The organism is Caballeronia sp. ATUFL_F2_KS9A (assembly GCF_023630765.1).
In the GTDB taxonomy this organism is placed as follows: Bacteria; Pseudomonadota; Gammaproteobacteria; order Burkholderiales; family Burkholderiaceae; genus Caballeronia; species Caballeronia zhejiangensis.
Genome location: NZ_JALQEK010000046.1, coordinates 84,488 through 110,115 on the forward strand (window position 1 = coordinate 84,488; position 25,628 = coordinate 110,115).

General features: G+C 63.4%; 23 protein-coding genes and 1 pseudogene. 7 read left to right on the plus strand and 17 right to left on the minus strand.

The features are described from left to right. The first annotated feature begins 45 nt into the window (after nucleotides 1–45). Complete coding sequence (locus NCS67_RS27270) at nucleotides 46–1,350, plus strand: dicarboxylate/amino acid:cation symporter (protein WP_250437433.1); 1,305 nt, start codon at nucleotides 46–48, stop codon at nucleotides 1,348–1,350. Nucleotides 1,351–1,362: 12 nt separating this feature from the next. Then, a complete protein-coding gene (locus NCS67_RS27275; RefSeq protein ID WP_008347016.1) occupies nucleotides 1,363–2,310 on the plus strand; it encodes an amino acid ABC transporter substrate-binding protein in 948 nt (315 codons plus the stop codon). A 13-nt stretch (nucleotides 2,311–2,323) separates the two neighbouring features. On the opposite strand, the gene NCS67_RS27280 is transcribed toward NCS67_RS27275, so the two are convergent. The 5 genes from NCS67_RS27280 to NCS67_RS27300 all read right to left on the minus strand — a co-directional run bounded on the left by NCS67_RS27280 (nucleotide 2,324) and on the right by NCS67_RS27300 (nucleotide 10,255). Beyond that, entirely contained in the window at nucleotides 2,324–3,976 is a 1,653-nt protein-coding gene (locus NCS67_RS27280; protein ID WP_008347018.1) for an ATP-binding protein, read from the minus strand. A 127-nt stretch (nucleotides 3,977–4,103) separates the two neighbouring features. Then, nucleotides 4,104–5,627: a sensor domain-containing diguanylate cyclase gene (locus NCS67_RS27285; RefSeq protein WP_250437435.1), complete on the minus strand. Its 1,524-nt coding sequence runs from the start codon at nucleotides 5,625–5,627 to the stop codon at nucleotides 4,104–4,106. A 120-nt stretch (nucleotides 5,628–5,747) separates the two neighbouring features. Then, nucleotides 5,748–6,887, minus strand: coding sequence for an acyl-CoA dehydrogenase family protein (locus tag NCS67_RS27290; protein ID WP_250437437.1), 1,140 nt, complete (start codon nucleotides 6,885–6,887; stop codon nucleotides 5,748–5,750). Between the two features lie 12 nt (nucleotides 6,888–6,899). Then, complete coding sequence (locus NCS67_RS27295; RefSeq protein WP_250437439.1) at nucleotides 6,900–8,090, minus strand: acyl-CoA dehydrogenase family protein; 1,191 nt, start codon at nucleotides 8,088–8,090, stop codon at nucleotides 6,900–6,902. Between the two features lie 35 nt (nucleotides 8,091–8,125). Next, on the minus strand, nucleotides 8,126–10,255 hold the full coding sequence (locus NCS67_RS27300) for a 3-hydroxyacyl-CoA dehydrogenase NAD-binding domain-containing protein (protein WP_250437440.1): 2,130 nt from the start codon (nucleotides 10,253–10,255) through the stop codon (nucleotides 8,126–8,128). Nucleotides 10,256–10,380: 125 nt separating this feature from the next. On the opposite strand from NCS67_RS27300, the gene NCS67_RS27305 reads away from it, so the two are divergent. Then, the gene (locus NCS67_RS27305; protein ID WP_175981409.1) at nucleotides 10,381–11,286 is read left to right on the plus strand and encodes a LysR family transcriptional regulator; all 906 of its coding nucleotides are present in this window, start codon (nucleotides 10,381–10,383) and stop codon (nucleotides 11,284–11,286) included. Nucleotides 11,287–11,296: 10 nt separating this feature from the next. Here NCS67_RS27305 and NCS67_RS27310 read toward each other — a convergent pair whose 3' ends face one another. Beyond that, nucleotides 11,297–12,145 (minus strand): DMT family transporter, encoded by an 849-nt coding sequence (locus NCS67_RS27310; protein ID WP_250437441.1) that lies wholly within the window; start codon nucleotides 12,143–12,145, stop codon nucleotides 11,297–11,299. Between the two features lie 156 nt (nucleotides 12,146–12,301). Between NCS67_RS27310 and NCS67_RS27315 the strand changes: the two genes are divergently transcribed. After that, complete coding sequence (locus tag NCS67_RS27315) at nucleotides 12,302–13,171, plus strand: LysR family transcriptional regulator (RefSeq protein WP_008347029.1); 870 nt, start codon at nucleotides 12,302–12,304, stop codon at nucleotides 13,169–13,171. Here the strand turns inward: NCS67_RS27315 and NCS67_RS27320 are convergent. Together NCS67_RS27320 and NCS67_RS27325 are read right to left on the minus strand one after the other, a co-directional pair. Beyond that, nucleotides 13,163–14,146: an FkbO/Hyg5 family chorismatase gene (locus NCS67_RS27320; RefSeq protein WP_175981693.1), complete on the minus strand. Its 984-nt coding sequence runs from the start codon at nucleotides 14,144–14,146 to the stop codon at nucleotides 13,163–13,165. The two genes, NCS67_RS27315 and NCS67_RS27320, sit on opposite strands and share 9 nt — an antisense overlap. A gap of 6 nt (nucleotides 14,147–14,152) precedes the next feature. Further along, complete coding sequence (locus NCS67_RS27325; RefSeq protein ID WP_033536447.1) at nucleotides 14,153–14,419, minus strand: YlcI/YnfO family protein; 267 nt, start codon at nucleotides 14,417–14,419, stop codon at nucleotides 14,153–14,155. Between the two features lie 171 nt (nucleotides 14,420–14,590). On the opposite strand from NCS67_RS27325, the gene NCS67_RS27330 reads away from it, so the two are divergent. Continuing rightward, nucleotides 14,591–16,777: a hybrid sensor histidine kinase/response regulator family protein gene (locus NCS67_RS27330; protein WP_250437443.1), complete on the plus strand. Its 2,187-nt coding sequence runs from the start codon at nucleotides 14,591–14,593 to the stop codon at nucleotides 16,775–16,777. A 16-nt stretch (nucleotides 16,778–16,793) separates the two neighbouring features. Here the strand turns inward: NCS67_RS27330 and NCS67_RS27335 are convergent, their stop codons facing one another. The 4 genes from NCS67_RS27335 to NCS67_RS27350 form a co-directional block, all read right to left on the minus strand. Continuing rightward, the gene (locus tag NCS67_RS27335; protein WP_008347038.1) at nucleotides 16,794–17,003 is read right to left on the minus strand and encodes a hypothetical protein; all 210 of its coding nucleotides are present in this window, start codon (nucleotides 17,001–17,003) and stop codon (nucleotides 16,794–16,796) included. Nucleotides 17,004–17,107: 104 nt separating this feature from the next. Next, on the minus strand, nucleotides 17,108–18,346 hold the full coding sequence (locus NCS67_RS27340) for a multidrug effflux MFS transporter (protein WP_175981403.1): 1,239 nt from the start codon (nucleotides 18,344–18,346) through the stop codon (nucleotides 17,108–17,110). Nucleotides 18,347–18,487: 141 nt separating this feature from the next. Next, nucleotides 18,488–19,237, minus strand: coding sequence for a DUF2278 family protein (locus NCS67_RS27345; protein WP_250437444.1), 750 nt, complete (start codon nucleotides 19,235–19,237; stop codon nucleotides 18,488–18,490). A gap of 40 nt (nucleotides 19,238–19,277) precedes the next feature. Further along, a complete protein-coding gene (locus NCS67_RS27350) occupies nucleotides 19,278–20,090 on the minus strand; it encodes a CHAD domain-containing protein (protein WP_008347044.1) in 813 nt (270 codons plus the stop codon). A gap of 188 nt (nucleotides 20,091–20,278) precedes the next feature. On the opposite strand from NCS67_RS27350, the gene NCS67_RS27355 reads away from it, so the two are divergent. Next, nucleotides 20,279–20,641 carry an NUDIX hydrolase gene (locus NCS67_RS27355; protein WP_175981399.1) on the plus strand — a complete coding sequence of 121 codons (363 nt, stop codon included), beginning with the start codon at nucleotides 20,279–20,281 and terminating at the stop codon, nucleotides 20,639–20,641. A 61-nt stretch (nucleotides 20,642–20,702) separates the two neighbouring features. Here the strand turns inward: NCS67_RS27355 and NCS67_RS27360 are convergent, their stop codons facing one another. From NCS67_RS27360 to NCS67_RS27370, 3 genes are all read right to left on the minus strand, one after another. Continuing rightward, on the minus strand, nucleotides 20,703–22,301 hold the full coding sequence (locus NCS67_RS27360) for an MFS transporter (RefSeq protein WP_008347047.1): 1,599 nt from the start codon (nucleotides 22,299–22,301) through the stop codon (nucleotides 20,703–20,705). Between the two features lie 33 nt (nucleotides 22,302–22,334). Further along, complete coding sequence (locus NCS67_RS27365) at nucleotides 22,335–22,700, minus strand: BON domain-containing protein (RefSeq protein ID WP_250437445.1); 366 nt, start codon at nucleotides 22,698–22,700, stop codon at nucleotides 22,335–22,337. Nucleotides 22,701–22,792: 92 nt separating this feature from the next. Then, nucleotides 22,793–23,092: a type 2 periplasmic-binding domain-containing protein gene (locus NCS67_RS27370; RefSeq protein WP_250437446.1), complete on the minus strand. Its 300-nt coding sequence runs from the start codon at nucleotides 23,090–23,092 to the stop codon at nucleotides 22,793–22,795. A 70-nt stretch (nucleotides 23,093–23,162) separates the two neighbouring features. Here NCS67_RS27370 and NCS67_RS27375 point away from each other — a divergent pair. After that, nucleotides 23,163–23,318, plus strand: a pseudogene (locus NCS67_RS27375) (short-chain dehydrogenase/reductase); the annotation flags it as partial. Here NCS67_RS27375 and NCS67_RS27380 read toward each other — a convergent pair. Both NCS67_RS27380 and NCS67_RS27385 read right to left on the minus strand, forming a co-directional pair. Next, nucleotides 23,289–24,155, minus strand: a complete 867-nt coding sequence (locus NCS67_RS27380) for a Rossmann-like and DUF2520 domain-containing protein (protein ID WP_250437447.1) — start codon at nucleotides 24,153–24,155, stop codon at nucleotides 23,289–23,291. The pseudogene NCS67_RS27375 and the gene NCS67_RS27380 sit on opposite strands and share 30 nt — an antisense overlap. 23 nt (nucleotides 24,156–24,178) lie before the next feature. Then, entirely contained in the window at nucleotides 24,179–25,627 is a 1,449-nt protein-coding gene (locus NCS67_RS27385; RefSeq protein ID WP_250437448.1) for an aldehyde dehydrogenase family protein, read from the minus strand. Nucleotide 25,628 lies beyond the last annotated feature (1 nt).

Genomic DNA, 25,628 nt, shown 5'->3' on the forward strand with positions numbered 1-25,628 from the left:
TTCGCCATTGCATTCGTTCGATATGCAGTCAATGGAGGCCTGGACATGAAGAAGAACTCCGCAGCCATCTGGATTCTCGGCGCGATGGTCATCGGCATAGTGGTTGGCTACATGATCTTCACGAGCTTTCCCGACAAGAAGACCGCCACGGAGATCGCCGGCTACATCTCCCTCGGGTCCGACGTGTTCCTGCGCCTCATCAAGATGCTGATCGGGCCGCTCGTGTTCTCCACACTGGTCGTCGGCATCGCGCACATGGGCGACGCCGCCTCGGTCGGACGCGTGTTCGCCAAGGCGCTCGGCTGGTTCCTCACCGCGTCGCTCATTTCGCTGCTGCTCGGCCTCGTGATGTCGAACTTGCTCAAGCCCGGCGATAACCTCGGCTTGCCGCTTCCCGACATCGGCGCATCGGCGAATCTCGCGACATCGAAGTTCACGCTGAAAGACTTCGTCAGTCACATGGTGCCGCGCTCGTTTGCCGAAGCGATGACCAACAACGAGATCCTGCAGATCGTCGTGTTCTCGATGTTCTTCGGCGTCGCGCTCGCCGCGCTCGGCGAACGCGGCAAGATCCTGCTCGCCGCGATCGATCAGCTGTCGCACGTCATGCTCAAGATCACCGGCTACGTGATGAAGCTCGCGCCGCTCGCCGTGCTCGCCGCGATGGCCGCGACCGTCGCGGTCAACGGGCTGACGATCCTTCTGAAGTTCGCGGTCTTCATGGCCGACTTCTATATCAGCCTCTTTCTGCTGTGGGGCCTGCTCGTGCTCGCGGGCTTCCTGTTTCTGCGGCGGCGCGTGTTCAAGCTGCTGTCGCTCATCAAGGAAGCGTTCATGCTTTCGTTCGCGACCGCGAGCTCGGAGGCCGCGTATCCGAAGATCCTCGACGCGCTCGATCGTTTCGGCGTGAAGCGCAAGATCTCCAGCTTCGTGATGCCGATGGGCTACTCCTTCAACCTCGACGGCTCGATGATGTATTGCACGTTCGCGACGCTCTTCATCGCGCAGGCGTACGGCATTCATCTGCCGATCAGCACGCAGATCACGATGCTGCTGATCCTCATGCTGACATCGAAAGGCATGGCCGGCGTGCCGCGCGCGTCGCTGGTCGTGATCGCGGCCACGCTCAATCACTTCAACATTCCCGAGGCGGGACTGCTGCTGATTCTCGGCGTCGATACCTTCCTCGACATGGGGCGCTCGGCGACCAACGCCGTCGGCAATTCGATCGCGAGCGCGGTCGTCGCGAAGTGGGAAGGCGAGCTGCTGACGGAATCGGAGGCGGCGAAGAATGCGGCGCGCATCGAGGCCGAACAGGACGCGTCGCTCGCGCATCCCGCGCAGGTCTGACGGAGACGAGCCATGAAGACGCAGCGCTTCTGGTCGGCGCTGGCTGCGGCCAGCCTGATCGCGATCGCTCCGAACGCGCGCGCGGCCGACGACGTGCAGACACCGCCGCCCGACAACGACGCCTACGCGCCCGCGACGCTGACCGGCACGCTCGCCAAGGCGCGCGACACGGGCACGATCGCGATCGGCTATCGCGATGCCTCAGTGCCGTTCTCGTATCTGAACGCGCGCAAGGAGCCGATCGGCTATTCGATCGAACTCTGCAAGTCGATCGTCGCCGCGATCGGCAATGCGGTGCACAAGAACCTGAACATCCGGTGGGTGCCCGTGACGCCGGAGAATCGCATCGAAGCGGTCGTCGATGGCCGTGTCGATCTCGAATGCGGCTCGACCACGAGCAACGTCGAGCGGCAGAAACGCGTGGCCTTTTCGCCGATCTTCTTCGTGGCCGGCACCAAGGTGATGGTCAGGAAAGGGTCGCCGATCCGCTCGTTTCGCGATCTCGCGGGCAAGAAGGTCGCGGTGACGGCAGGCACGACGAACGAGAAGGCGCTGCGCGATCTCGACCGGAAGTTCGCGCTCGGCCTGCAGTTGCAGATCGTGCCGGATCACGCGGAAGGCTTCGCGCGCGTCGCGAACGGCGAGGCCGATGCCTTCGCCACCGACGACGTGCTGCTCTACGGCCTCATCGCGGAGAACGCGGCGAAGGGCGGCGCGTATCAGGTGATCGGCGATTATCTGTCGTATGACCCGTACGGCATCATGTATCGCAGGGACGATCCCCAGCTTGCGCAAGTCGTGAAGGATACGTTCCAGAACCTCGCCGCCGATGGCGAAATCGAGCGTCAATACAAGCGCTGGTTCCTGCAACGTCTGCCGTCGGGAAAAAGCCTCGACATGCCGATGAGCGCGCAACTCGAGAGCATCATCGAGTCGATGGCGGGCGGCGAGGCGCAGTAGCGCGCGGGCGTCCTTACTCGTCGACGAGCTGGCGCACGCGCGCGGCCAGCGTTTCGATCGCGAACGGCTTGGTCAGCACTTGCATGCCGGGCTCCAGGCGTCCATTGCCGATCACCGAATTCTCCGCATAGCCGGTGATGAAGAGCACTTTCAGATCGGGACGCGCCTCGCGCGCCGCATCGGCCATCTGGCGTCCGTTCATGCCGCCGGGCAAGCCGACATCGCTGATGAGCAGATCGATCCGCACATTCGACTGCAACAGCTTGAGGCCCGCGATGCTGTCGGCGGCTTCGATCACCGCGTAGCCGGCCTCTTCCAGCACATCGACGATAAGCATGCGAACGCTCGGTTCATCGTCGACGACGAGCACGGTTTCGCCCGACTCCGCGCCGGAGATCGGCGATGCGGATTGATCGGCGGCATCGTCATCGACACCGCCATAGAAGCGCGGCAGATAGATGCAGACCGTCGTGCCCTGCCCGACTTCGGAATAGATCCGAACCTGGCCGCCCGATTGCTTCGCGAAGCCGTAGATCATCGATAGACCGAGGCCCGTGCCCATGCCGATCGGCTTGGTCGTGAAGAACGGATCGAACGCATTCGCGATGACATCGGGCGTCATGCCGGTGCCGGTATCCGTCACGCACAGCGACAGGAACTGGCCTTCGGGCATGTCGTGGCTTTGGGCCGCGCGGTGGTCGATCCACTTGTTGGCCGTTTCGATGGTGATGCGCCCGCCATCGGGCATCGCGTCTCGTGCATTGATGCACAGGTTGAGCAGCGCGTTTTCCAGTTGTCCCGAATCGACGAGCGCGGGCCACAGGCCCGTCGCGCCGACAGACTCCACCTTGATGCCCGGGCCGACCGTGCGCTGGATCAGTTCGGTCATGCCGTTGACGAGCGCGTTGACGTCCGTGGGACGCGGATCGAGCGTTTGCCGCCGCGAAAACGCCAGCAGCCGATGCGTCAGCGCCGCCGCGCGCCGCACCGCGCCTTGCGCCGCGACGACGTATTTGTCGACCTCCGCGATCCGTCCTTGGCTCAGCCGAATGCCGAGCAACTGCAGCGAGCCCGACACGCCCGCCAGCAGATTGTTGAAGTCGTGCGCGAGGCCGCCCGTCAACTGACCGACCGCTTCCATCTTCTGCGCCTGACGGAGTTGTTCTTCCGCGCGCATCAATTCCGCCGTGCGCTCGGCGACGCGCTGCTCCAGCGTTTCGTTGAACGCGCGCAGCGACGCGATCGCGCGATCGCGTTCTTCCTCCGCTTTCTTGCGCGCGGAGATGTCGCGAAAGAGGATCGACACTTGCCGCAGGCTGGGCGGTTCGACGCGCGACGCCGACACCTCGATATGCCGCCCCGCCGACAGAAAGTAGCGCTCGAAACGCGCGGTCGCGCCGGTGCGCAGAACGTCGCCGTAGATTTCGACCCAGCCGTCGGCATCGGTCGGATCGATCTCGCGCAAGGTCTTGCCGACGATGTCGCGAATGCCCGAGTGCCGCTCGTATCCCGGATTGGCTTCGACGTGCAGATAATCGCTGAGCGGTCCGTGCGGGCCATCGATGAATTCGATGATGCAAAAGCCGTCATCGATCGCGTTGAAGAGCGTGTGGTAGCGCGCCAGCGTGGCGAGGCGGCGGGCTTCGGGATCGGGCGTTTGGGTCATCGGAAGGGTTCGGGTCGGTCGCGTCGTGGGCGGGCGGCCCGCGCGGCGTCGAGAGCTTACGGCAAAACAAGCATTTTGCGTGCATGCACATGCCCGGCCGTTGCGCGACGAACTTTCGTCCACCGTCTCAGACGAAACTTGCCTGCATGACGCGGTTGCGCCCGCGCGCTTTGGCATCGTAGAGCGCCTCGTCGGCCGCGCGAATGAGCGCGCTTACGTCGTCGTCGCGTTCCGGCCGCCAGCTCGCGAGACCGATGCTCGCCGTGACGCGGCCGAACTCGCTGCCCGCGTGCTCGATCGACAGATCGCTGATGGCCGCGCGAATCTTCTCGGCGATTTTCGCGGCGCCGTCGGCGGGCGTGTCGGGCAATACGACGACGAACTCCTCGCCGCCGTAGCGCGCGGCGGTATCGACGGGCCGCCGTATGTTGTCGCCGATGCAGCGTGCGACGGCCGCGAGCGCGTCGTCGCCGGCCTGATGGCCGTAGGCATCGTTGAAGGCCTTGAAGCGGTCGATATCGACGAACAGCAGCGAAAAGAGACTGCGCGTGCGGCGCGCCCTGCGCCATTCCTGATCGAGAATCTCGCCCAGCGTGCGGCGATTGTGCAGCCCGGTGAGTCCATCGGTGCGCGCGAGCAACTGTAGCTCCGACTCCGCGCGCATGCGCCGCCTGAATTGCGCGGCGAGCACGAACGACAACGCGATGAAGCCGATAGCGAGCACGCCCATCGACGAGCCGATGATGATCGCGCGCCGCCGCCATGCCGCGTAGATGTCCTCTTCTCCTTCGGCCACCATGATGATGAGCGGCAGATTCGGGAAGTTGCGGAAGTAGTAGAGGCGGCGCCTCCCGTCGATCGACGATGTTTCGCTGAAGCTGCCCTGCTCCGCCGCCCGAAATTTCTTGAAGGTATCGGCCTGGCTGATGTCGCGGCCGATCACGCGCGGATCGAACGGCTGACGCATGATCATCAGGCCGTCGTGATTGATGAGCGACACCGCGCCGTGCGGCCCGAGCGAAAGCCCCGCGAAAAGATTGCGGAAGTATTCGAGGTTGATGGCGAGCATCGCGACGCCCGCGAAGGACCCGTCGGGACGCGAGAGTCTGCGGCTCAACGCGATGCTGGGCGCGCCGCCGCGCAATCGCGACGCATACGGGCCGCTGATGTAAAGCCCGGCGTCTGGCCGGTCGCGTTGGACCGTGAAATAGCCGCGATCCGCGAAATCGCCCGGCCGGGGCACGAGGCTGCCCGAATCGATGATGATCTTGCCGTTCTCGTCGAGCACGAGGATCGACCCGAGATCGCGCGCTGTGGCCGCCCGGTCGAACAGCACGTCGTTGCGCAGGCGGGGCGGAAGGCTCATTACGTCGTCGCGTTCGACGCCTTCGACGACCGCTTGCAGCGACAGTTCGTAGAGTTCGAAATTGCGCTCGATGTCGCGCTCGGCGAGCAACGCGAGATTGCGGGACGTGTCGCGCGCGCGATCGAGCGCATCGACCCGGCCCTGATACAGGACCAGCGCGCAAAGCGCCACCATGAGAAGCGCGATGAGCGTGCCGCACAGCACGATGACGTTCGGCGTCGAGCTTCGCGCGCGTGCCGGGGCGGGTGCGTTGAGACGCGGGTTGTAGATATCTTCGGTTGCCACTGTCTGGAGGTCCGGGAACCTGGCTCGCGAGTTTATCTGTTGCTCTGCATGGTCCTTGGGTTGCGAGCTAGGGCGTCATTGTCTCCTATTTGCATGATCCCGGCTTGAAGTAGTGAAGCTTCAGCGAAGCGCCCCCCGCCCGAGCGCGATATACCGCGCGAGATGATGATCCTCATCGCCCAATTGATGATCGATCATCACGAGCCGCTTCGCGTAATGAGCAAGCGGCAGCTCCCACGTCATGCCGATGCCGCCATGCATCTGAATGGACTCTTCCGCGACGAGCGTGCCGATGCGCCCGACCGAATGCTTCGCCGCCGACAACGCTCGCTCGCGCGCAACACCCGATGCGCCGACCGCCGCCGCCGCATTGATCGCAGCGGAACGCGCCTGCTCGATCTCGAGCAGCACATCGGCCATGCGATGCTGCAACGCCTGAAACGCGCCGATCGGCACGCCGAACTGCCTACGCGTGCGCAAATATTCGCGCGTGTGCTCCTTCGCGACATCCATCGCGCCGACCGCTTCCGACACGAGCGCGACGAGACCATATCCGATCGCATGCGCGAGCGTCGCGTAGGCATCGCCTTCATTGCCGACGAGCGCATTGGCATCGAGCGTCACGTTTTCGAGCGATACTTCCGCCACGCGTCCGCCATCGATCTTGCGATAGCCGCGCATCTTCACGCCCTGCACATCGCGCGGCACGATAAAGAGCGAAATGCCCGCTTCGTCGTACTCGTTGCCCGACGTGCGCGCCGACACGAGCAGCACGTCCGCATGTTCGCCCTGCTGCACGACGCCCTTCGCGCCGTTGAGCATCCATCCATCGCCATGCCGGGTCGCGCGCGTGTTCGCGCGTGCAAGCTCGTAGTGCGAGCCGGGTTCGTCATGCGCGAATGCTGCGATCGCCGTCCCGTCGATCATGCTCGCAACGATCTCGCGCTGCCGCTCATCGCCCGCGAAGGCAAGTGCGCGCCCGACGATCAACGTATCGAGAAACGGTTCGACGACGAGCCCGCGACCGAGCGCTTCGAACACGACGGACACATCGAACCCGTCGCCGCCGAAGCCGCCGATCGATTCATCGAAGAACGCGCCGACGATGCCAAGCTCGCAAAACCGTCGCCACATATCGCGGCTGAAGCCCTCTTGCGAACGCGCGATCCTGTCGCGCACATCGAAGCCATATTGCTCGGCGATGAAGCGGTTCAGCGAATCCGCGAGCATACGCCGGTCTTCCGTGTGCTGGAAATTCATCGTGCGCGTCCTTTAAAGACCGAGGATCATCTTCGAGATGATGTTCTTCTGTATTTCGTTTGAGCCGCCGAAGATCGACAGCTTGCGATTGTTGAAGTACTCCGACGCCGCATCCAATGTTTCGGCATCCTTGTCATCTTCGAATGCTTCGTCTATCAACGGCTGCGCGTACGGACCCATCGCGCGACGCATCAGCGAAGAGATTTCCTGGCGAATCTCCGTTCCGCGAATCTTCAGCATCGAGCTTTCCGCGCCTGGCGCGCCGCCGCCCGCGACCGCCGCGATCACGCGCAGATTCGTCGTCTTCATGTTCTCCAGATCGATCTCGACACGCGCGAGACGCGCGGCGAACAAAGGATCGTCGATGAGCGCGCGGCCGTTGCATTGCACCTTGCCCGCAACAGCCTTCAGCCGGTTCAGCGCGGCCACTGAAAAGCCCACGCCCGCGATGTTCGTGCGCTCGTAGGTCAGCAGATACTTCGCATACGTCCAGCCCTTGTTCTCCTCTCCGACGAGATGCGCAACGGGCACGCGCACGTCCGTGAAGAACACTTCGTTGACTTCGTGCTCGCCGTCGAGCGTGATGATCGGACGCACGTCGACGCCCGGCGTATTCATGTCGATGAGCAGAAAGCTGATGCCTTCCTGCTTGCGCGCATCCTGCGACGTCCGTACGAGACAGAAGATCATGTTCGCGAAGTGCGCGAGCGTGGTCCACGTCTTTTGTCCGTTGACGATGTAATACTCGCTGCCGTTCTCCATCGTGCGAACGGCTGTCGTACGCACCGATGCGAGATCGGAACCCGCGCCCGGCTCCGAATAGCCCTGACACCACCAGTCCGAGCCATCGAGAATACGCGGCAGCCAGTGACGCTTCTGCGCCTCGCTCCCGTATTTGATGAGCACCGGCCCGAGCATGTTCACACCGAAAGGCACGATGCGCGGCGCGCCCGCAATCGCACATTCGTTCTCGAAGATGAACTTCTGCACCGCGGTCCAGCCCGGGCCGCCATACTCCTTCGGCCAGTGATTCGCGAGCCAGCCTTTTGCGTTGAGCGTGGCGTGCCATTGCGCCATGTCGTCGCGCGTCAGGCGCTCGCCCGTGCGCGCCTTCTGCGCAACATGCTCTGGCAGCGATGTGCGCAGAAACGCTAGGACTTCGGCGCGAAAGGCTTCTTCGTCTGCGTTGAATGTCAGGTCCATGACTGCGATTCCATGAGTGATTGAAAGGCCACGCGTCAGGCCGTCTGATTCAGGCTCGCGAAATTCCTCCCGCGCGCCACGAGATCGACGATCAACGGCGACGCGCGCCAGAAGAGCGGATCTTCCTGCGCGAATGCGCGGATATCTGCGAGCACGTTGTCGAGACCCACGGTATCGGCATAATGCATCGGGCCACCGCGATAGCGCGGGAAACCGAAGCCGTGCATCAACGTGGCATCGACATCGAGCGGACGTTGCGCAATGCCTTCGTGCACGATATTCGCGCCCTCGTTGATCATCGCGGCCAGGTAGCGGCGCACGATCTGCTCATCGGTGAATGGTCGCGGCTTGACGCCCGCACGCTCGCGCTCGGCATCGATGATCGACTCGACTTCCGCATCCGGCGTGCCCGTGCGCGCACCGTCTTCGTAACGATAGAAACCGCGTCCCGTTTTCTGGCCGAACCAGCCGCGCTCGCACAGTTCATCGCCGATACGCACGTAACGCGCGTTCGAATCGCGCGTCGCGGCGCGGCGCTTTCTCGCGGCCCAGCCGATATCGCCGCCAGCCAGATCGATGACCTGATACGGTCCCATCGGAAAGCCGAAGTCGCGCACGGCCCGATCGATCTGATACGGCGACGCGCCGTCTTCCATCAGATGATCCGCCGCCGCGCGATACACCGCGAGCATGCGATTGCCGATGAATCCATCGCACACGCCCGCACGCACCGCCACCTTCTTCAGCTTCTTCGCGAGTTCGAAACCGGTCGCAACGACATCGGCGCTCACGCGCGCGGGCACGACCACTTCGAGCAGCTTCATGATGTTCGCGGGCGAAAAGAAGTGCAGCCCGAGCACGTCCTGCGGACGCGAGATGCTCGCCGCGATCTCGTCGATGTCGAGATACGACGTGTTCGTCGCGAGCACCGCGCCCGGCTTGCACACGCGATCGAGTTGCGCGAACACGGCCTTCTTCGCGGCCATGTCCTCGAACACGGCTTCGATGACGAGATCGGCATCGGCGAGCGCGTCGTATTTCGTGTCGCCGTGAAAGCGTTGCAGCGCGCGCGTTTTCGATTCGTGTGTCAGGCGGCCCTTCGCGATCAGCGCGTCGTACACCTTCTCGACATGCGCGCTTCCGCGTTCGAGCGAGGCTTCGTCGCGCTCGATCATCGTCACCGCGAGACCCGCGTCGAGCAGCGCGACGGCGATGCCCGCACCCATCGTGCCGCCGCCAATCACACCGATGCGATCGAGCGCGCGCGGCTGTGCGTCGCGCGTTTCGGGCGACTTCTGAGTTTCGCGTTCGACGAAGAACGCATGCACGAGACCCGCGCGTTGCGGGCTCTCGCGGCATTCGAGGAATTGCTCGCGTTCGAAGCGCAAGCCTTCGTCGAAGGGCAGATTCAACGCCGCTTCCACGCAATCGACGATCTTCAGCGGCGACAGCAATCCGCGCGACTTCTTCTGCGTCTCGGCGCGCGCGGCGGCGATCGCTGCCACGCTCGCTTCCTTGTCCGCGAGTCCGCGCGCGTTCTTCGTGCGGCGCGGCGCGGCCTTCGTCGCGATGAGTTCGTGCGCGAAAGCAAGGCCTTCGGCGAACACGTCGTCGCTCTGGCCGACGCGGTCGACGAGACCCAGACGCAGCGCTTCCTCCGCGCCGATGTGACGGCCACTCAACATCATCGACAACGCGGCCTGTGCGCCGATCAGACGCGCCGAGCGCTGCGTGCCGCCCGCGCCCGGCAAGAGTCCCAGTTGCACTTCGGGCAGGCCGAGCTTCGCGCCGGCGACCGCGATCCGGTAATGCGACGCCAGCGCGACTTCGAGTCCGCCGCCAAGCGCCGCGCCGTGTATCGCCGCGACGACGGGCTTCTCGCAACGCTCGATGCGGTTGCACACCTCCGGCAACGACGGCGGCACGGCGGGCTTGCCGAACTCGCGAATGTCCGCGCCCGCGATGAAGTTCCGGCCCGCGCCGACGATCAGCACCGCGCGCACGGAGGCATCTGCATCGGCGGCTTCGATTGCATCGATGAGACCGCGCCGCACGGCAGCGTTGAGTGCGTTGACGGGCGCATGATCGATCGTCACGACAAGGACGCTGCCGCGTAATTCGTGTTGAACCGCGGATGCGGTTTCGGGCGCGCTCGAAAGCGTCATGGATGAAGTCTCCTGAGTCGATGTTCCTGTTTTACGTGGAAGCATTCTCGCGGGGACAGGCATCCTTGACAATCACAGGCTCGATTGACAGACTGTCAAATCTCTTTTGACAATCGAACCATACCGTGGACGTCAACGAACTGACGCTGCTGGTCGAAATCCTCGATGCGGGCAATCTGAGCGAAGCGGCGCGCCGCCTCAAGATGACGCGCGCGAATGTCAGCTATCACCTGAATCAGCTCGAAAAGTCCGTCGGCCTGCAGCTCGTGCGGCGAACCACGCGACGCGTCGAGCCGACCGAGCTCGGCCTCAAGCTCTATGAGCACGGCCGTTCGATCCGCAACGCGCTTTTCGCGGCGCAGGAATCGGTATCGACGCTCGGGCAAGGATTGCAGGGGCGCGTGAGGTTATCGGTGCCGAGCGGTTATGGACAGCTCGTGATGTCGGAATGGCTGATCGCGTTCAAGCGCGAGTACCCGGATATCGTGCTCGACGTGATGTTCGAAAACCGCGTCGAAGACCTGCTGCGCGACGAAGTCGATATCGCCGTGCGCGTGATGCCCGAGCCGCCGCCGAGTCTCGTTGCGCGCGACATGGGGCCGGTGCGGTACGTCGCGTGTGCATCGTCCGCGTATGCCGAAACGCACGGCATGCCCACGCGGCTCGAGCAACTGGGCGTCGTGCCGGTGATCACCGCGACGGTCGTCGGCAAGCAGACGCGCGTCGCCGCCTATCTCGACGATGAACGTCACGAAGTGCTCCTCGAACCGAGCCTCATCTCCGAGAACTTCCTGTTTTTGCGCGATGCGATCCTCGCGGGTCTCGGCGTCGGCATCGTGCCGGATTACGTCGTGTCGGAAGACATGCGGCGCGGCGCGATCGTCACCGCGCTCGACGAATGGCGGCTCAGCATCTTCGGCACGCACATGTACATGCTCTACATGCCGAACCGGCATCACACGCGCGCGACGCTGGCGTTCATCGAGTTCATGCTCGACCGCGCGCGAATGGCGGGGCGCGGGCGTCATTGAAGCATCTGCGTCACGCCTTGCGGACGCGCTCCGCAAAGCCTATCGCCACCGACATCAACGCAATGCCCGTCATCTGCGCGCCGCTCAAACGCTGATCGAAAACCAGCCAGTCGATGACGATGGCCACCGCCGGATAGATGAACTGAAGCACGGCGACGCGCGCGGTGTCGAGCCGCGCCATGCCGACATACATCAGTGTGTACGCAAAGCCCGTGTGAATCAGCCCGAGGCCCGCGAGCCACGCCCACGACATGCCCCATGCGGGCCACCCGTGCTGCATCGGCCAGATCCATAACAACAGGGTGCCGATGGCGCACTGCCACCACGCGAGCACGCCCGCAGGCAGATCGCGCAGCCGTCGCGCGGTGATCGTCACGCCCGCCATGCACAGCGAACCGGCCAGACATGCGGCCACGCCCGTCCAGTACGCGGGCTGCAAAGAGCCGTCCGACGCGTGTCCGGCGATGCCCGTCGCGAGCACGAGTCCGCACATCGCGACTGCCACGGCCATGACGCGCTGCCCGCCGATCGTCTCTTTGAGCCACAACGATGCGAATAGCAGCACCCACATCGGCTGCACATGAAACAGAACGATGGCGACGCCCGCCGATATGCGCTCGACCGCGCTGAAGAAGAGCGCCCAGCTCGACACCATCAGCAGGCTCGCCGCGAGCACCCAAAGAACGTTGCTGCGCGTGAGGCGCAGAAAGCGGGTCTGTCCGCGCGAGATGAGCCACGCGCTCATGCCCAGAAGCCCGAAAGCGCAGCGAAACCATGTCGCGGTCAGCGGATCGGCATTCGCTTCGTGCAGGAAAACACCGATCGTGCCGAGCAGCGCGCAGCCGACGATAAAGGGCAACGCGCCTGCCGCAGATCGTGCTTCACTGCGCGCGGTTGTACGGGAAGAGGATGACGCGTTCGTGTTCATGCCCCAAGTGTGTGCCGCGATCGATAGAACGAAAAGCGCATAATTCGAAGATCATCCATTCGATTTTCGAAATCGCCGATCAGACCCATGAAACAACACGATTTGCAGATGGACTGGCTCAAGTGCTTCGTCGCCGTCGTCGATGCGGGTTCGCTGTCGAGCGCGGCGGGCGAAGTGCATCGTTCGCAATCGGCGGTGAGCATGCAATTGAAGAAGCTCGAAAGCGCGCTCGGATTGCGGCTCATCGAACGCGGCTCGCGCGCGCTCGAACTGACTCACGACGGGCAAACGCTGCTCGGCTATGCACGGCGCATTCTCGATCTGCATGCCGAGGCGCAGGTCGCGCTTCAGGGCGAGCAACTCACCGGCCGCGTGCGCCTCGGCGTGCCCGACGACTACGCGGCCAAATATCTGACACCCGTGCTGAAGCGCTTTGCGCCGCGGCACAGCGGCGTCGAGATCGAGTTGATCTGCGAGCAATCGACATCGCTGATTCCGCGCATCGCGAATAGCGAGCTCGATATCGCACTCGTATCGCGCGATCACGGCCGGCGCGGCACGCTGCTGTTCCATGAGCCGATGGTCTGGGTCGGCGCGGCGCAATTCGAATTATGGAGACGCGATCCGTTGCCGATCGCCGTCTATGAAAGCGCGAGCCTCGCGCGGCGCAGCGCGATTCATTCGCTCGCGCAGCAAGGCCGCCGCTACAAGGTGGTCTACAACAGTTCGAGTCTGGCCGGGCAGATTGCCGCCGTCGAAAGCGGTCTCGCGGTCGCGGTGCTGACGCAATGCAGCGCGCCGGACCATCTCCGCATTCTGGGCAACGATGAAGGCCTGGGTCCGCTCGAACCGATGGAAGTCGCTGTCTATCGCAGTCGCGATTCGCGCGGCTCCAAAGCGGTGGACGGCCTGTATAGCCTCCTCGTGAAGACGCTCAGGCAATCGGCGTCAGTCTGATCGACGACGATATGAAGCAATGCCCTCGATCTCGACGAGCAGATCGGCGCGGCAGATATCGGCCTTGACATAGCGGATGTTCGCATCCGCATGAAACGCGGTCTGCGCGAGTTCCATCACGCGCGGCAAGTCCGCCGCATGACGGTAATACACCTTGATCTGATCGAGGTCGCGCAGCGTATAGCCGCCGCTCACGTTCTGCGCTTCGAGATTCTCGATGCCGATCAGATGCGCGATATTGCCGATCGCGACATGCCATTGCTTGTCGAGATCGCCTTCGTGCACGGTCTCGTGTCCGAGAATGCTCGCCGTGCCCGAGACGTACAACGTATCGTCCAACAAGGTGCCGCGCGCGAAGCTCGGCGACTTCGGACCGTATCGCTGCGGATATTCATACGCGGGCGTCTGTCGCGAGTTCTCGATATGCCGCGGCGAATTTGCGCGGCACGCCAGAAAATAGAAGCCGACGCCATCGCCCGACGTGCCGATGCCGGTCGCCGCCGGCATACCCGATGCGCCCGTGTAATCCTGCTCGAACGCGATGGCGCGTCCACGGCAGAAATCGCGATACACCTCGAGCCCCTCCCGATTCGCCCCGTTGATGTGCGGGATGAAGTTCCACATGCGGAAAATCTTCGGGAAGTCCAGCTCGCCGACGAGCGCGAACGCATCGCCATACGCTTGTCGCGTGGCTTCGGTATAGCGGCCGGACGACGCGATGAAGCCCGCGCAAAAGAGAAACTCGTCGTCGTGCGCGAAGACGAGATCGTTGAAGCGTCCGCTGCGGATCGGCCCGTTGCCTGTCCAGATTTCGGCGAAGCCGTCGTGAGAGTCGTCGCACATCGCGAGGCGCAGCGTCGGCACACCGCTTTCGATGCACGGCCCGCCGCTCGCCGCACCGAAGACGATGCGCGCGAGCACATCGTCTTCGCATGTCGCGTCATGCGCGATGAAGCGCGATCGGGGCGTCGCCATCATCGATCATTCATCGGCCTGATCGCCGAAGAGGTCCGCGGTCGAGACGCGATCCTGCTGCAACGGCGGCAACGCACCGCTCCTCACTTGTTCGAGCACGTCCGGCGGCAGCCAGGTTTCTTCCATTGCGCCGATGCCGTTCTCGATCATCTGCTGGAGGAAGAACGATTGCTTGCGCCCCGTCACTTCCGCCAGAAGTCGCAGCCGTTGTTCGAATTGTGGATCGACCCGCACTGCGACCACCTTTAGCTTGTTTTCGGCGGTCCTTCTCACTGCATGCTCCTGTTACGTTCGTTGCGCGCCGCGAGCGGGCGCGCGCATGCGGTGCTTATACCACAGCCTGATTGCGCGACGACCGATGCGCACTCATGCATGGCGATGACAGACCTGCGTGCTACCATCGAAACGAGCGTTTCGGCGCTCGCGCACGCCTTGCAACGCGCCATGAATGAATCTGAAGAACACTCCGCTTCAGGCACCGCAGAGACCCTGCCCTCTCTGCCACCGCTCGACTTTCGCGCGGCGCGCAGACGGCTCTTCGCTGCACTCGTTGCGTCGATCGTCATTCCCTTCGCATTTTTCTGCCTGTACGGTTACTACACTTACGGACGCACATTCGCCGAAACCGGCGAGTCGCTCGAACGGCTCGTGCGTATCGTCGACGAAAAGGCCAACACCGTTTTCAGCATCAACCGCGAACTGATCTCGCGCATCGACGAGATGCTCGGCAGCGGCGACGCGGATTTCATCGCGCGCAGCCAGTCGGAGCTGCACGACAAGCTCGCGCGTCTCGCCGCGGCTCATGAACAGATCGCGGCGCTCTCCGTGCTCGACAGTCGCGGCAGGCTCGTGCTCAGCAGCCGCTTTTTTCCCGCGCCCGATGTGTCCGTCAGCGATCGTGCGGATTTCATCGCGACGCGCGATACGCATTCGAGCTTTCATGTTTCCATGCCCGAGCGCGGGCGCGTGAAGAACACGGACATCGTCAACACGCTGGGCGCACGCTATGCGAAAGACGGCCGCTTTCTCGGCGAAATCGCGATTGCCGTGCGGCGCGACTATCTGTTCGATTTCTATCGCGAACTCATCGTGAGCGATCCCGCGCTCACGCTCGCGCTACATCGCGACGACGGCGTCGTGCTCGCGCGTTTTCCGCCGGCGTCCGCGCCCAATGCGCCCGATCGCCATTCGGTGCTGGCGAGCGCATTCGCGCAAGGCAAGCCCACGGGTCTGATGCGTTACATATCGCCGCTCGACAACGATGAAAAGCTCGCGGCGTGGCGGCGTGTCGGCGACTATCCCGTCTACGCGGCGGCGGGCTTTTCGATTCATGACGTGCGCCTCGCATGGTGGCGGCGCGATGTATCGATCGCGTCGATCGCACTGATTCCGTGCATCGCGCTGTGGGTGCTGATCGGCTTCTCGCTGCGACGCCTCAAAGCGGAAGAAGCGGCATGGCACAACTGGCGCGGCGAACTTGCGCTGCGCCGCTCGGCCGTCGCGGCCACGCGGCGGCTTCAACGCATGGGCGCGCTCGGCAATCTCGTCGCGAGCGTCGCGCACGACTTCAATAACCTGCTGATGGTCGTCACGTCGAACATGGAACTGGCACGGCGCAAGGGCTTCAACGGCCTCGAAAAGGAAGTCGCGGCGGTGGAGCGCGCATCGAAGAATGCGCAATCGCTCGCACGCCGCCTGCTGAGCGTCGCGCGACGTCAGCCGCTTCAGATGCAGGTCATCCGCCTCGATCGCTGGATGATGGACTCCGAGCCGCTCGTGCGCGCGTCGGTGGGCGACAAGGTCACGTTCGGCTCGCGCGTGCCGCCATCGACGTGGACCGTGCGCGTCGATGCGACGGAGCTGACCTCGGCGCTCATCAACATCGCCGTGAATGCGAAGGACGCGATGCCTCACGGCGGCGACTTTCGCATCGAGTGCAACAACGTGCGTTATACGTCGACGCATGAAGGTCTCGGCGCCGGCGAATACGTCGTGATCTCGTGCAAGGACAGCGGCGTCGGCATGCGCACCGACGTCGCAAAACAAGCGTTCGAACCGCTTTTCACCACCAAGGGCGCGGGCGCCGGGACTGGGCTCGGACTCGCGCAAGTGCTCGCGATGTCCGAGCAGGCGGGCGGCACGGCGCGCGTGAATTCTGCATGGGGCTTCGGCACGACAGTCGACATCTATCTGCCGCACTGGACCGGCGAAGTCGATGCGCCTGCGGATGCGCCGCCTGTGGAGACCGTCGATCGCGAAGCGCCATCGTCCACCGTGCTGATCGTCGAAGACAACGAGGAAGTCGCGGCGGGCCTGTGCGCCGTGATCGACGTGCTCGGCTGGCAAGCGCGCCACGCATCGTCAGGCGATGCCGCGAGACAGATGCTCGAAGCCGGCGATGAATTCGATCTCGTGCTTTCCGACATCCAGATGCCCGGTAGTTACGACGGCATCAAGCTCGCGGAATGGATCAAGTCGACGCGCCCGAATCAGCCGGTCACGCTGATGACGGGTTACGCCGATCAGCTCGACGAGGCGCGCCGCACCGGCTTCACCATACTCGCGAAGCCTTTCAATATCGACGAGTTGCAACGGCTGCTGAACGGCCTGTCGATGCGCGCCGCGCGGTGAGTCTCGTTCGTGCGCTTCAGTGCAGCGGCGATTCTCCGGGCAACTGAAACGCATCCACGGTATAGCCCATGTTGAAATATCCCGCGCGCGCGTAGACGGAAATGTGCTCGAGCTGCTCGGCGCGCGTGGTTTCGCTCGCGGCGTGCGCGTCGTTGGCCGAACGCTCACGCGCACGCTGCGAAGGGCCCGAAAGCGCCTGCCAGTAGTGAGTCAGGAAGTGCGGCATGGCTCGCCTCCTCGATGCATGAACAGCTCGAATCTAAGCCTTCAAAAAGACTTGGACAAACAAGCTTTTCTGCAATGCATTGCAGGCCGCACCGCTTTGGCGCATCAGGCTGCGTCGACGCCTTCCCGCACGGTACCCGTGGCCTGCGACTGCTCCAGATGGCGCAGCAGCAACGTCACCATCGCGACGACGGTGAACGCGAGAATCACGAAGAACGCCGCGAGGGGCGTGAGAATCTGCACCGACACGAAGCCCGCGAGACCCATCATCACCGACGACACGAGCAAGAGCGAGCAGCCGAGAATCGCCGCGGTAAGGCCCGCGATATGCGGAAAGAGCGAATTGCCCTTTGCCATCAGCGTCGGGTACATCGCGCCGGCGCAGAAGCCCATCACGAGCACCGGCGCGGACAACGTCCATACGGTGAGGCCGACCGTCAGCGAGAGCAGCAGCATGACGACCGATGCGCCCGCCATCACGCGCGCGCCGATGCGCAGCCGTTGCTCCGCGCTCGGCAGACGCGCGCCATGCACGCGGTTCGACAGCCCGCCGAGGAAATACATCATGCCGATGGCGAGCGCGAGATAGCCGAAGTACGTCGGCGGCTTGTGCAGCGTGTTCTGCACCATGAAGGGGCCGACGATGTTGAATACGAGCAGGATGCTGTAGCACAGCCCTTGCGCGAGAAAACAGCTCTGGAAAACGCGGCTCGACAACACCTTGCCCGCATTCGTGAACAGCGTGCGCGGCGCGAGATGCACCGGCTTCTGCAAGGTCTCGCGATAGCGCCATATGAGCGTCCACATCACGATCGAATAGATGAGCAGAAAGACGAGGCACGACTTCCAGCCGAACCATTCCTGCAAGTGCGCGCCGATCACGGGCGCCACGATCGGCGCGAGCCCCCACGCGATCGACATGTAGGTGAACGCGTGCAGCAGCGCCAGGCCCTTGAACGAATCGGTGATGATCGCCTTCGCGAGCAGGTTGGTCGCCGCGATGCCGAAGCCTTGCAGGCACCGCGCGAGCAGGAAGGTTTCGAGGTTCGTCGCCGCGAGCGACAGTAAGCAGCCGAGCGTGAAGACGACGAGCCCGAACGCCAGCACTTTTTTGCGCCCGTACGCATCGGCGATGGGGCCGAAGACCAGTTGACCGATCGCATACGCCGCCATGTAGCCGGAGACGCTCGACTGGATCGCCTGGGGCGACGTGGCGAAGTAACGCGCCATCGCGGGCAACGCGGGCACGTAGATATCGATGGCGAGCTGCCCCGCCGACGCGAACAGGCAAACCAGAAACAGCAGGAATTGCGGGGAATTCTTCGAAGGATGAGCGTGGTTCATGACAACGACGAATGAGCGAAGGCCGGCGGCCTCTGCGGGCCAATCCGGATGGGGATTCATCGTATTGTGCCTGTCATCGCGCGAATCGGCTCAAAGCCCTCGTCGCGCGTACGTCAACCTGCGCGTTTCCCGCGCGATCGATCACGTCTTGCCATGCAGAATGGGATGCGACTGGCCCGGTATCGGGCGGCCACGGCTGTCGGTCGGCACGAGCTGCGTCTGGAACGCGACGAACAGCGCCTGAAACTTGCCGTCCAATTCGATCATGACCGCGCCGTCCTGAAACACGCCGTTCTCGTTCGAGTGGTCCTTGACATGCGTGCCCTTGCCCGGCTTCGGGTTGCCCTGATTCATATGCGTCTCGTGCAGCCCGTCCTTCCCCGGCTCGAACAGGAAGCCAAAGCCATAGACGGTCACGTCTTTCGTCGGATTCCATCCGAGGCGATCGTCGCTATAGCTCGGCGTTTCATAGACGTAATCGACGCCGTTCGCCGACATGTCCAGTTGCAGCATCTCGTTGAGAAGCGCATTGATATCGTTCTTCTCGTCCTTGGTGTCGAGCGGGATCGGGCGCATCGCGTCGAGATCGACGAGTCGCGAATCGTGCACGTAATCGAGCTTCGGGAAGTTCGCTGTCGACACACCCGCCGACAGCTTGTCGAGATCGGCCGTCATCGGATGATCGAAGTATCGATTCCAGACATACAGCACGAGATAACCCGCTGGCCCCGTCAGCGAGCTATCGGATTTCACGTTGGTGACGATGTCGAATGGCTTGCCGTTCGCGTCCTCGCTGACGATCACGTAATGCGGATCGCCCTTATAGCCCTGAAGAAAGGGGACGCCGAGCTTGACCGTGCCCTTGAAGACAACGTATTCGTTGCGCGCCATGATGACAACATCCTTTCGCCGATATGCGATCACGACGATATCAACGAATCGCTTTTCTCGCAGCTTTGAAGCGATGTTTCTGCTCCGCCTTCAGCGCACGTAACGCGTGCTTTTCGCTGGCATCGTCGGCGAATTCGCCTCGTGAATTCGAAAGCAAATCGCGGCTCGCAACGACATCGTTCAACGCGCCGAAGCGCTTTTGAAGCCGCTTGAGGCTCTTCACCTCGGCGCGCAGTTTCGCCGGGATATCCGGCTCGAAAAACTCGATCAGATAACGCACCTTCTTTCCCGCCTTGCGCACTTCGTGATACGCAGCATAGTCCGACTGTTTCGCGCGCAACGCCCGCTTGATGCGCTTCTTCAGCTGACTGCGCGCCGCGCCGATGCGCTTCTTCGCGAACCGTTCGACCGGCACGCGTTGCGGTCCCGTGTTGAGCTGATGATTCGCTTCCTTCAATCCGCTCAGCAGCACATGCTTCATGTCCGCGTTGGCGAGATTTTCGATGCTCGTCGCGAGCACGTTAGCCCGATGCGCCTTCACCGTTTCGTCGAATCCTTCGACATCGAGTTCATGCAGCAATTCGATCAGAATGTCCCAGTCCCGCGCGCTGCCCGCCGATGTCGCGAGATACCTGAACAGCGCGCGCTGACGCGTATCGAATTCTTCGTCCAGCAAAGGCCGGTATGCCCAGAACAAAGTGCGCAGCCTGCGCAACGCAACACGCAGCTTGTGAAGCACTTCCGGGTCCGTGTTTCCGTCGAGCGTGGCAGCGTGCTGCATCGCCTCGTCGATCAGCGGCGACGCGAGATCGCCGAATCTGGCTTCGGCCGTGATGCGCGTTCGATCGTCCATGATCGCTCCCTGTTACCGAATGACCCGGTTACGCAACATGCATACCCGCTGCGCGGGGCCAGCGGAACATGTCTTGCTTCATGCGCAATACGGAAAATGCCGCTGTCATCGGATGCTCCACAATAAAAAAAGCGGTTGGGTACACTGAGTCCGTTGACAGGACATAGCTTATAGATAACGGAGTCGGTTTGAGGAAGCGAGCCACCGTCATTTGTCGGAAGGGCAACCGGATACTTCTGGTGGCGCGACGTCGCACCAAGTGGGCGCTGCCCGGCGGCATGCTCAAGCGAGGCGAGCATCTTTCGGACGCCGCGCTTCGCGAACTCAAGGAAGAAACGCGTCTCGCGGGCAAGTCGGCGAAATTCCTGTTTCAGCATCGTGGAAGGCAGAAGCATCATCACGTCTTCTTCTGCGATGTGCCGAAGAACGCAAAGCCGCGCGCGAGCAATGAAATCTCTCGCTGCCGCTGGGTTCATATGTCGGAAATTTCACGACTCGCGACCAGCGAGCCGACGAGACACATTGTGAAGGCGCTCGGCGGCAAACGCTGACACCGTTTGGCCCGACATCCTCTTGTCATAATCGGACTCTCGCATGGTCGTTCGGCAAACGTCACGCGCTTTGTCCTTTCGCATCGCCATAATCGACGCGCACCGCAGGCACGAACCACGCGAGACAGAGGCCGACGAACGCCGCCATCGCGGCGACCACGAGCCCGACGTGAATCGACGCGACGAGCGCCATGCGCGCCGAGTGCATCATCGTCATCGCATCGGCCGCTTGGCCCGCCGCGACGAGGCGTTCGATCAGCGCAGACTGTTCCGCACGGTCGATCAGCAGGTCCGGGCTCGCGAACGATTTGAGCCACTGCGTCGCCTGATACGAATCGAGCGGACGATGCACGTTTTGCGCATAGAGATGCCCGAGCAGCGCGCCGGTGATCGCGGTGCCCAGCATGCCGCCGAAAATGCGCAGCGATTGCAGCAACGCCGTGACCGCGCCGATCTGCTCGCGCGCGACGATCTGTTGCGAGCAGATGGTGAGATTCGTCGCGACGAGCCCGAGGCCGAGTCCGCTCGCGCCCATGCACGCCATCCAGACGGCATGCGGTTCGTGACCATCGAGCGAGACGAGCGCGAGACAGCCGGCCACGGAAAGCGCGAAGCCCGCATACATCAGCACGTTCGCACGCGGGATGCGCGTGACGATGCGGTTGTTGATCATGCTGCCGACGGTCGTGCCGAGCAGCAGCGGCGTGATGAGCATGCCCGAATCGTGCGGCGACATGCCATAGCCGCCCTGAAACAGCAGCGGAATGTAGAAGGCCATCGAGAAGAGCGCGAAGCCGCCGAGCACGGAGATCGCGAAAAGCGCGGCGAGCTTGCGGTCCATCAGCACGTCGACGGGCACGACGGGATAGCCCATGCGCTTTTCCCAGAAGTACAGTGTCGCGCCGAACAGGAGCGTGACGAGCGCAAGCACGATCGTCGTGCGCGAGACGCCTTCTTTCGGCAGCAGTTCGATCAGCAGTTGCAATGCGCCGAGCGTCACCGCGACGACGCACGCGCCGAGCCAGTCGAGCTGAATCCGTCCACGCGTCTTCGCATGATGCAGGTTCGGCACGAACATCAGCACGAACATTAGCGAGACGATGCCGATTGGCACGTTGACGAAAAACACGAGCCGCCAGCCGCGCATCTGCGTGAGCATGCCGCCGAGCGTCGGGCCGATCACGTTGGCGACGCCGAACGTCGACGTGACGAGCACGAGCCAGCGCAGACGCAGCTTCGGATCGGGAAAGAGATCGGCGACGGCGGCGAACACCGTGCCGAGCAGAATGCCGCCGCCGATGCCCTGCACGCCGCGCGCAATTACCAGGAACAGCATGCTGTCGGCGAATCCGCACAGCACCGACGCCAGCGTGAACAGCACGATCGCCGCGAGCAGAAACGGCTTTCGTCCGTAAAGGTCGCCGAGCCGCCCGAAGATCGGAATCGTGATGACGGACGCGAGCATGTACGACGTCGCGACCCACGCGTACAGATCGAAGCCCTTGAGTTCGGCGACGATGCGCGGCATCGCGGTCCCGACGATGGTCTGATCGAGCGCGACGAGCATCGTGACGAACGCGATGCCGAGCATCGCGAGCAGCGATTCGCGAAACGGCAGGCGTTGCCGTTCGCGATCGCCGACATCCAGGAACGAGTTCATGACATGCGCGAGCGCGCGCTCAGAAGCAGTGCGTTACTGCCCGCCTTCCTGAATCGTCAGAACATTCTTCACCGACTTCACGCCGTCCACGCCTTTCGCGATCGACGCCGCCTGGTCGATCTGCTCGCCATCGGCTGCGTGACCGGCGAGCGTGATCGCGCCGTTCTTGGCGATCACATTCATGCCGTTCGTGTCGATACCGCCTTTTTGCAATGCCTGAGACACCTTCTTGCTGAGCGCGCGGTTGGCTTTGCGCGCCGTCGATTTGGAGCTTCCCGCGCTCGCCGAAGGCGTCGCGGACTGGGTCGATCCCGCATCGCTGGTCTGCGACCATACGTTGACGGAAAAGGCTATCGCTGATGCAACGGCGGCAAATCTGAGCGCATTGATCATCTTCATTGCGTGGCTCCGGTAGCTTGCGTGAAATGGAGGATGCAAAGGCAAGATGGATTCTAATCGGCGCTTCGCGATATCGCAGGGAATCGGGCCGCTCATTTCGCTAGCGCGCGCAATCGCGTCGGCGTAAGGGATAACTCGGCGTTTTCCGCGAGCGTTGCGATCATGAAGTCAATGAACGTTCGCACGCGAAGCGGCCGCTCCGTTCGATGCCGATAGTAGATGTAGATCGATTCGCGCTGCGTCATTTGACGCGTGAGCAAGGGTACGAGACGTCCTTCGCGGATATGCGCGACGGCGAAAAAACTACCGAGCGCTTTCGGCGCGCTGATGCGCAACGGCCCGGCGATCTCTTCCTTCGCATTCTTCGCATCCGCGATGGCAGACGTGAGCATCGCAAGCGCCGGTTCGACGCTCTGCAACAGGCGCTGTGGCTTGCGGCGATATCCCCTGATCAATGACCGCACGCCGCTCATCACGCTCGCCGATGCGCAAACGCCGCCGCTGCGCCTCGCGCTCGTCACCGACACGCTGAAGGCCATCGCGGAGAAGAACGCGCATGTCGAAGCCGAAACGGACGCGTGGCGTGAGTCATCGAGTTCGACGGATTTCGCTGTTTGATCGCGCCAACCCTCGCACCTTGCCCGTCAGCGCGAGGCGCGTGGCGAGCGTCGAGAGCGCGTCGTAGGCATCGCGCGATACCGTGTCCCACGCGCCGATCGCCTGCGATTGCACTTCCACGACCGCGCGATCGCCGCGCGCCGCCGGACCGGTCAACGCATCCTTCGGCCCGAGCGAAACGACGTTGGTGGCGGCATTGCGCGTGAGCGTGTGCATCATGTCTTCGATGAGCGCTTGCGGAATGCCGGCCGCCTGCCACATCTCGACGGACATCGCCGCGAGTATCGGCAGAAAGTTCGATGCGACGACCGCCGCCGCGTGATAAAGCGCCTTGCTGCCCGGCTCGATATCGAAGCAGCGCGCGCCGATGGCCGCGAGAATCTCGCTCCATGCATCGCGGGCGGCGCGATCGCCTTCGAGTCCGCATGGCGTGCCTTCGAACTGGAACACGGCCGTGCCGGGCTTCGCGAAGCTCAGCATCGGATGCGCGCTCGCCACGCTCCAGCCGAGCGCGCGCAAGGGCGCGAGCGTGTCGGCGTCGAGCGCGCCGCTGCAATGCACGGCAATCGTCGGCGCATCATGCTTGCGATGCGCCGCAAGCGCTTGCGCCACGTCCGCGATGCGTGCATCGGGCACCGAGAGCAGCCAGATATCCGCGGGATGCATCGCGGCGATGTCGTCGAGCGCGCGGCCCGCGCCGATGAAATCGACCGCTTCATGCGCATGCGCGAGATCGCTGTCGCATACATCGCCGATATCGAGCACGCGGTTCGCGACGATCAGATTGCCGAGCGTCGCGCCGACCCGCCCCGCGCCGATGATGTTGAGAGTCGCCATGATGATGTGAACCCGCGCGAGACTCAGCCGTGCCTGATCGCGATGGTCTTCAGGCTCGTGAAGCCGTACAGCGCTTCGAAGCCCTTCTCGCGTCCATGCCCGCTCGCCTTCACGCCGCCGAACGGCAACTCGACGCCGCCGCCCGCGCCATAGTTGTTGATGAACACCTGACCCGCCTGCAGCTTGCGCGCGAGTCGCAGGCCGCGCGAACCGTCGCGCGTCCACACGCCCGCGACGAGACCGTAGTTCGTGCCATTGGCGAGCTTCACGGCTTCGGCTTCGTCGTCGAAGGGCATTACCGCGAGCACCGGGCCGAAGACTTCCTCCTGCGCGAGCCGGCTTTGCGGCGGCACGTCGCGAAACAGCACCGCTTCCTGGAAGAAGCCATTGCGCGACGCTTCCACGACGATCTTGCCGCGCGCCGCGACGCGTATGCCTTCGCCTTCCGCCTGCTCGACGATGCTGCGCACACGCGCATGTTGCTTCGCGTTGACGAGCGGGCCCATGTCGAGGTCCATCGCGGGCGGCCCGGAACGCAGCGCTTCGAAACGCTGCGCGAGACGTTCGATCACGGTTTCGTAGATGCCGCGCTGAACCAGCAGACGGCTGCCCGCCGAACACGTTTGTCCGGCGTTCTGCACGATCGCGTTCTGGATCACGGGCAAGGCTTCGTCGAGATCGGCATCGTCGAAAACGAGTTGCGGTGACTTGCCGCCGAGTTCGAGCACGCTCGGGCAATGACGTTCCGCCGCCGTGCGTCCGACGAGCGCGCCCGTCGCGGTCGAGCCGGTGAACGAGACATGACCGATGCCTTCGTTCGCCGACAGCGCCGCGCCCGCCTCGCTGCCGAGTCCGGTGACGACGTTGATCGCGCCAGCCGGAAAGCCGACGTCGGCGGCGATTTCTGCGAGCCGCAGGATCGACAGACTCGCGTCCTCCGCGGGCTTCACGACGCACGCATTGCCCGCCGCGAGCGACGCGCCGACGCTGCGGCCGTAGATCTGCATCGGGTAATTCCACGGAATGATGTGGCCCGTCACGCCGATCGGCTCGCGTACCGTCAGCACGGTAAAGCCGGTCGTATAGGGCAGCGTTTCGCCGTGCAGCTTGTCGACGCAACCCGCGTAATACTGCAGATAGCGCGCGAGCACGGCCGCATCGGTGCGCGCGGTCTTGAGCGCCTTGCCGGTGTCGCGCGCTTCGAGTTGCGCGAGTTCGTCGGCGTGTTCGAGAACGGCGTTCGCATAGGCGAACAGCAGGTTCGAGCGCTCGACAGGCGAGAGCTTCGCCCACGGACCGTCGAGCGCATCGCCCATTGCGCTGCGCGCTGCGTGGACAGCCGTGGCGATATCGGCGGCGTTGCCGCGTGCAATCGCCGCGAACGGCTCGCCGGTGCTCGGATCGATGACATCGAGCGATTCGCCGTTGTCGCCCGCTTTCCACGCGTTGCCGATGAAGTGACGGTAATCCATG

Coding starts and splice junctions, on each gene's coding strand:
- NCS67_RS27320 (WP_175981693.1), bottom strand. CDS start 14,146: ATGGCGACGCCCCGATCGCGCTTCATCGCGCATGACGCGACATGCGAA.
- NCS67_RS27345 (WP_250437444.1), bottom strand. CDS start 19,237: ATGGCGCGCAACGAATACGTTGTCTTCAAGGGCACGGTCAAGCTCGGC.
- NCS67_RS27335 (WP_008347038.1), bottom strand. CDS start 17,003: ATGCCGCACTTCCTGACTCACTACTGGCAGGCGCTTTCGGGCCCTTCG.
- NCS67_RS27330 (WP_250437443.1), top strand. CDS start 14,591: ATGAATGAATCTGAAGAACACTCCGCTTCAGGCACCGCAGAGACCCTG.
- NCS67_RS27380 (WP_250437447.1), bottom strand. CDS start 24,155: ATGGCGACTCTCAACATCATCGGCGCGGGGCGGGTCGGCGCGACGCTC.
- NCS67_RS27385 (WP_250437448.1), bottom strand. CDS start 25,627: ATGGATTACCGTCACTTCATCGGCAACGCGTGGAAAGCGGGCGACAAC.
- NCS67_RS27315 (WP_008347029.1), top strand. CDS start 12,302: ATGAAACAACACGATTTGCAGATGGACTGGCTCAAGTGCTTCGTCGCC.
- NCS67_RS27370 (WP_250437446.1), bottom strand. CDS start 23,092: ATGCTCACGTCTGCCATCGCGGATGCGAAGAATGCGAAGGAAGAGATC.
- NCS67_RS27290 (WP_250437437.1), bottom strand. CDS start 6,887: ATGAATTTCCAGCACACGGAAGACCGGCGTATGCTCGCGGATTCGCTG.
- NCS67_RS27365 (WP_250437445.1), bottom strand. CDS start 22,700: ATGAAGATGATCAATGCGCTCAGATTTGCCGCCGTTGCATCAGCGATA.
- NCS67_RS27350 (WP_008347044.1), bottom strand. CDS start 20,090: ATGGACGATCGAACGCGCATCACGGCCGAAGCCAGATTCGGCGATCTC.
- NCS67_RS27300 (WP_250437440.1), bottom strand. CDS start 10,255: ATGACGCTTTCGAGCGCGCCCGAAACCGCATCCGCGGTTCAACACGAA.
- NCS67_RS27360 (WP_008347047.1), bottom strand. CDS start 22,301: ATGAACTCGTTCCTGGATGTCGGCGATCGCGAACGGCAACGCCTGCCG.
- NCS67_RS27340 (WP_175981403.1), bottom strand. CDS start 18,346: ATGAACCACGCTCATCCTTCGAAGAATTCCCCGCAATTCCTGCTGTTT.
- NCS67_RS27275 (WP_008347016.1), top strand. CDS start 1,363: ATGAAGACGCAGCGCTTCTGGTCGGCGCTGGCTGCGGCCAGCCTGATC.
- NCS67_RS27280 (WP_008347018.1), bottom strand. CDS start 3,976: ATGACCCAAACGCCCGATCCCGAAGCCCGCCGCCTCGCCACGCTGGCG.
- NCS67_RS27270 (WP_250437433.1), top strand. CDS start 46: ATGAAGAAGAACTCCGCAGCCATCTGGATTCTCGGCGCGATGGTCATC.
- NCS67_RS27295 (WP_250437439.1), bottom strand. CDS start 8,090: ATGGACCTGACATTCAACGCAGACGAAGAAGCCTTTCGCGCCGAAGTC.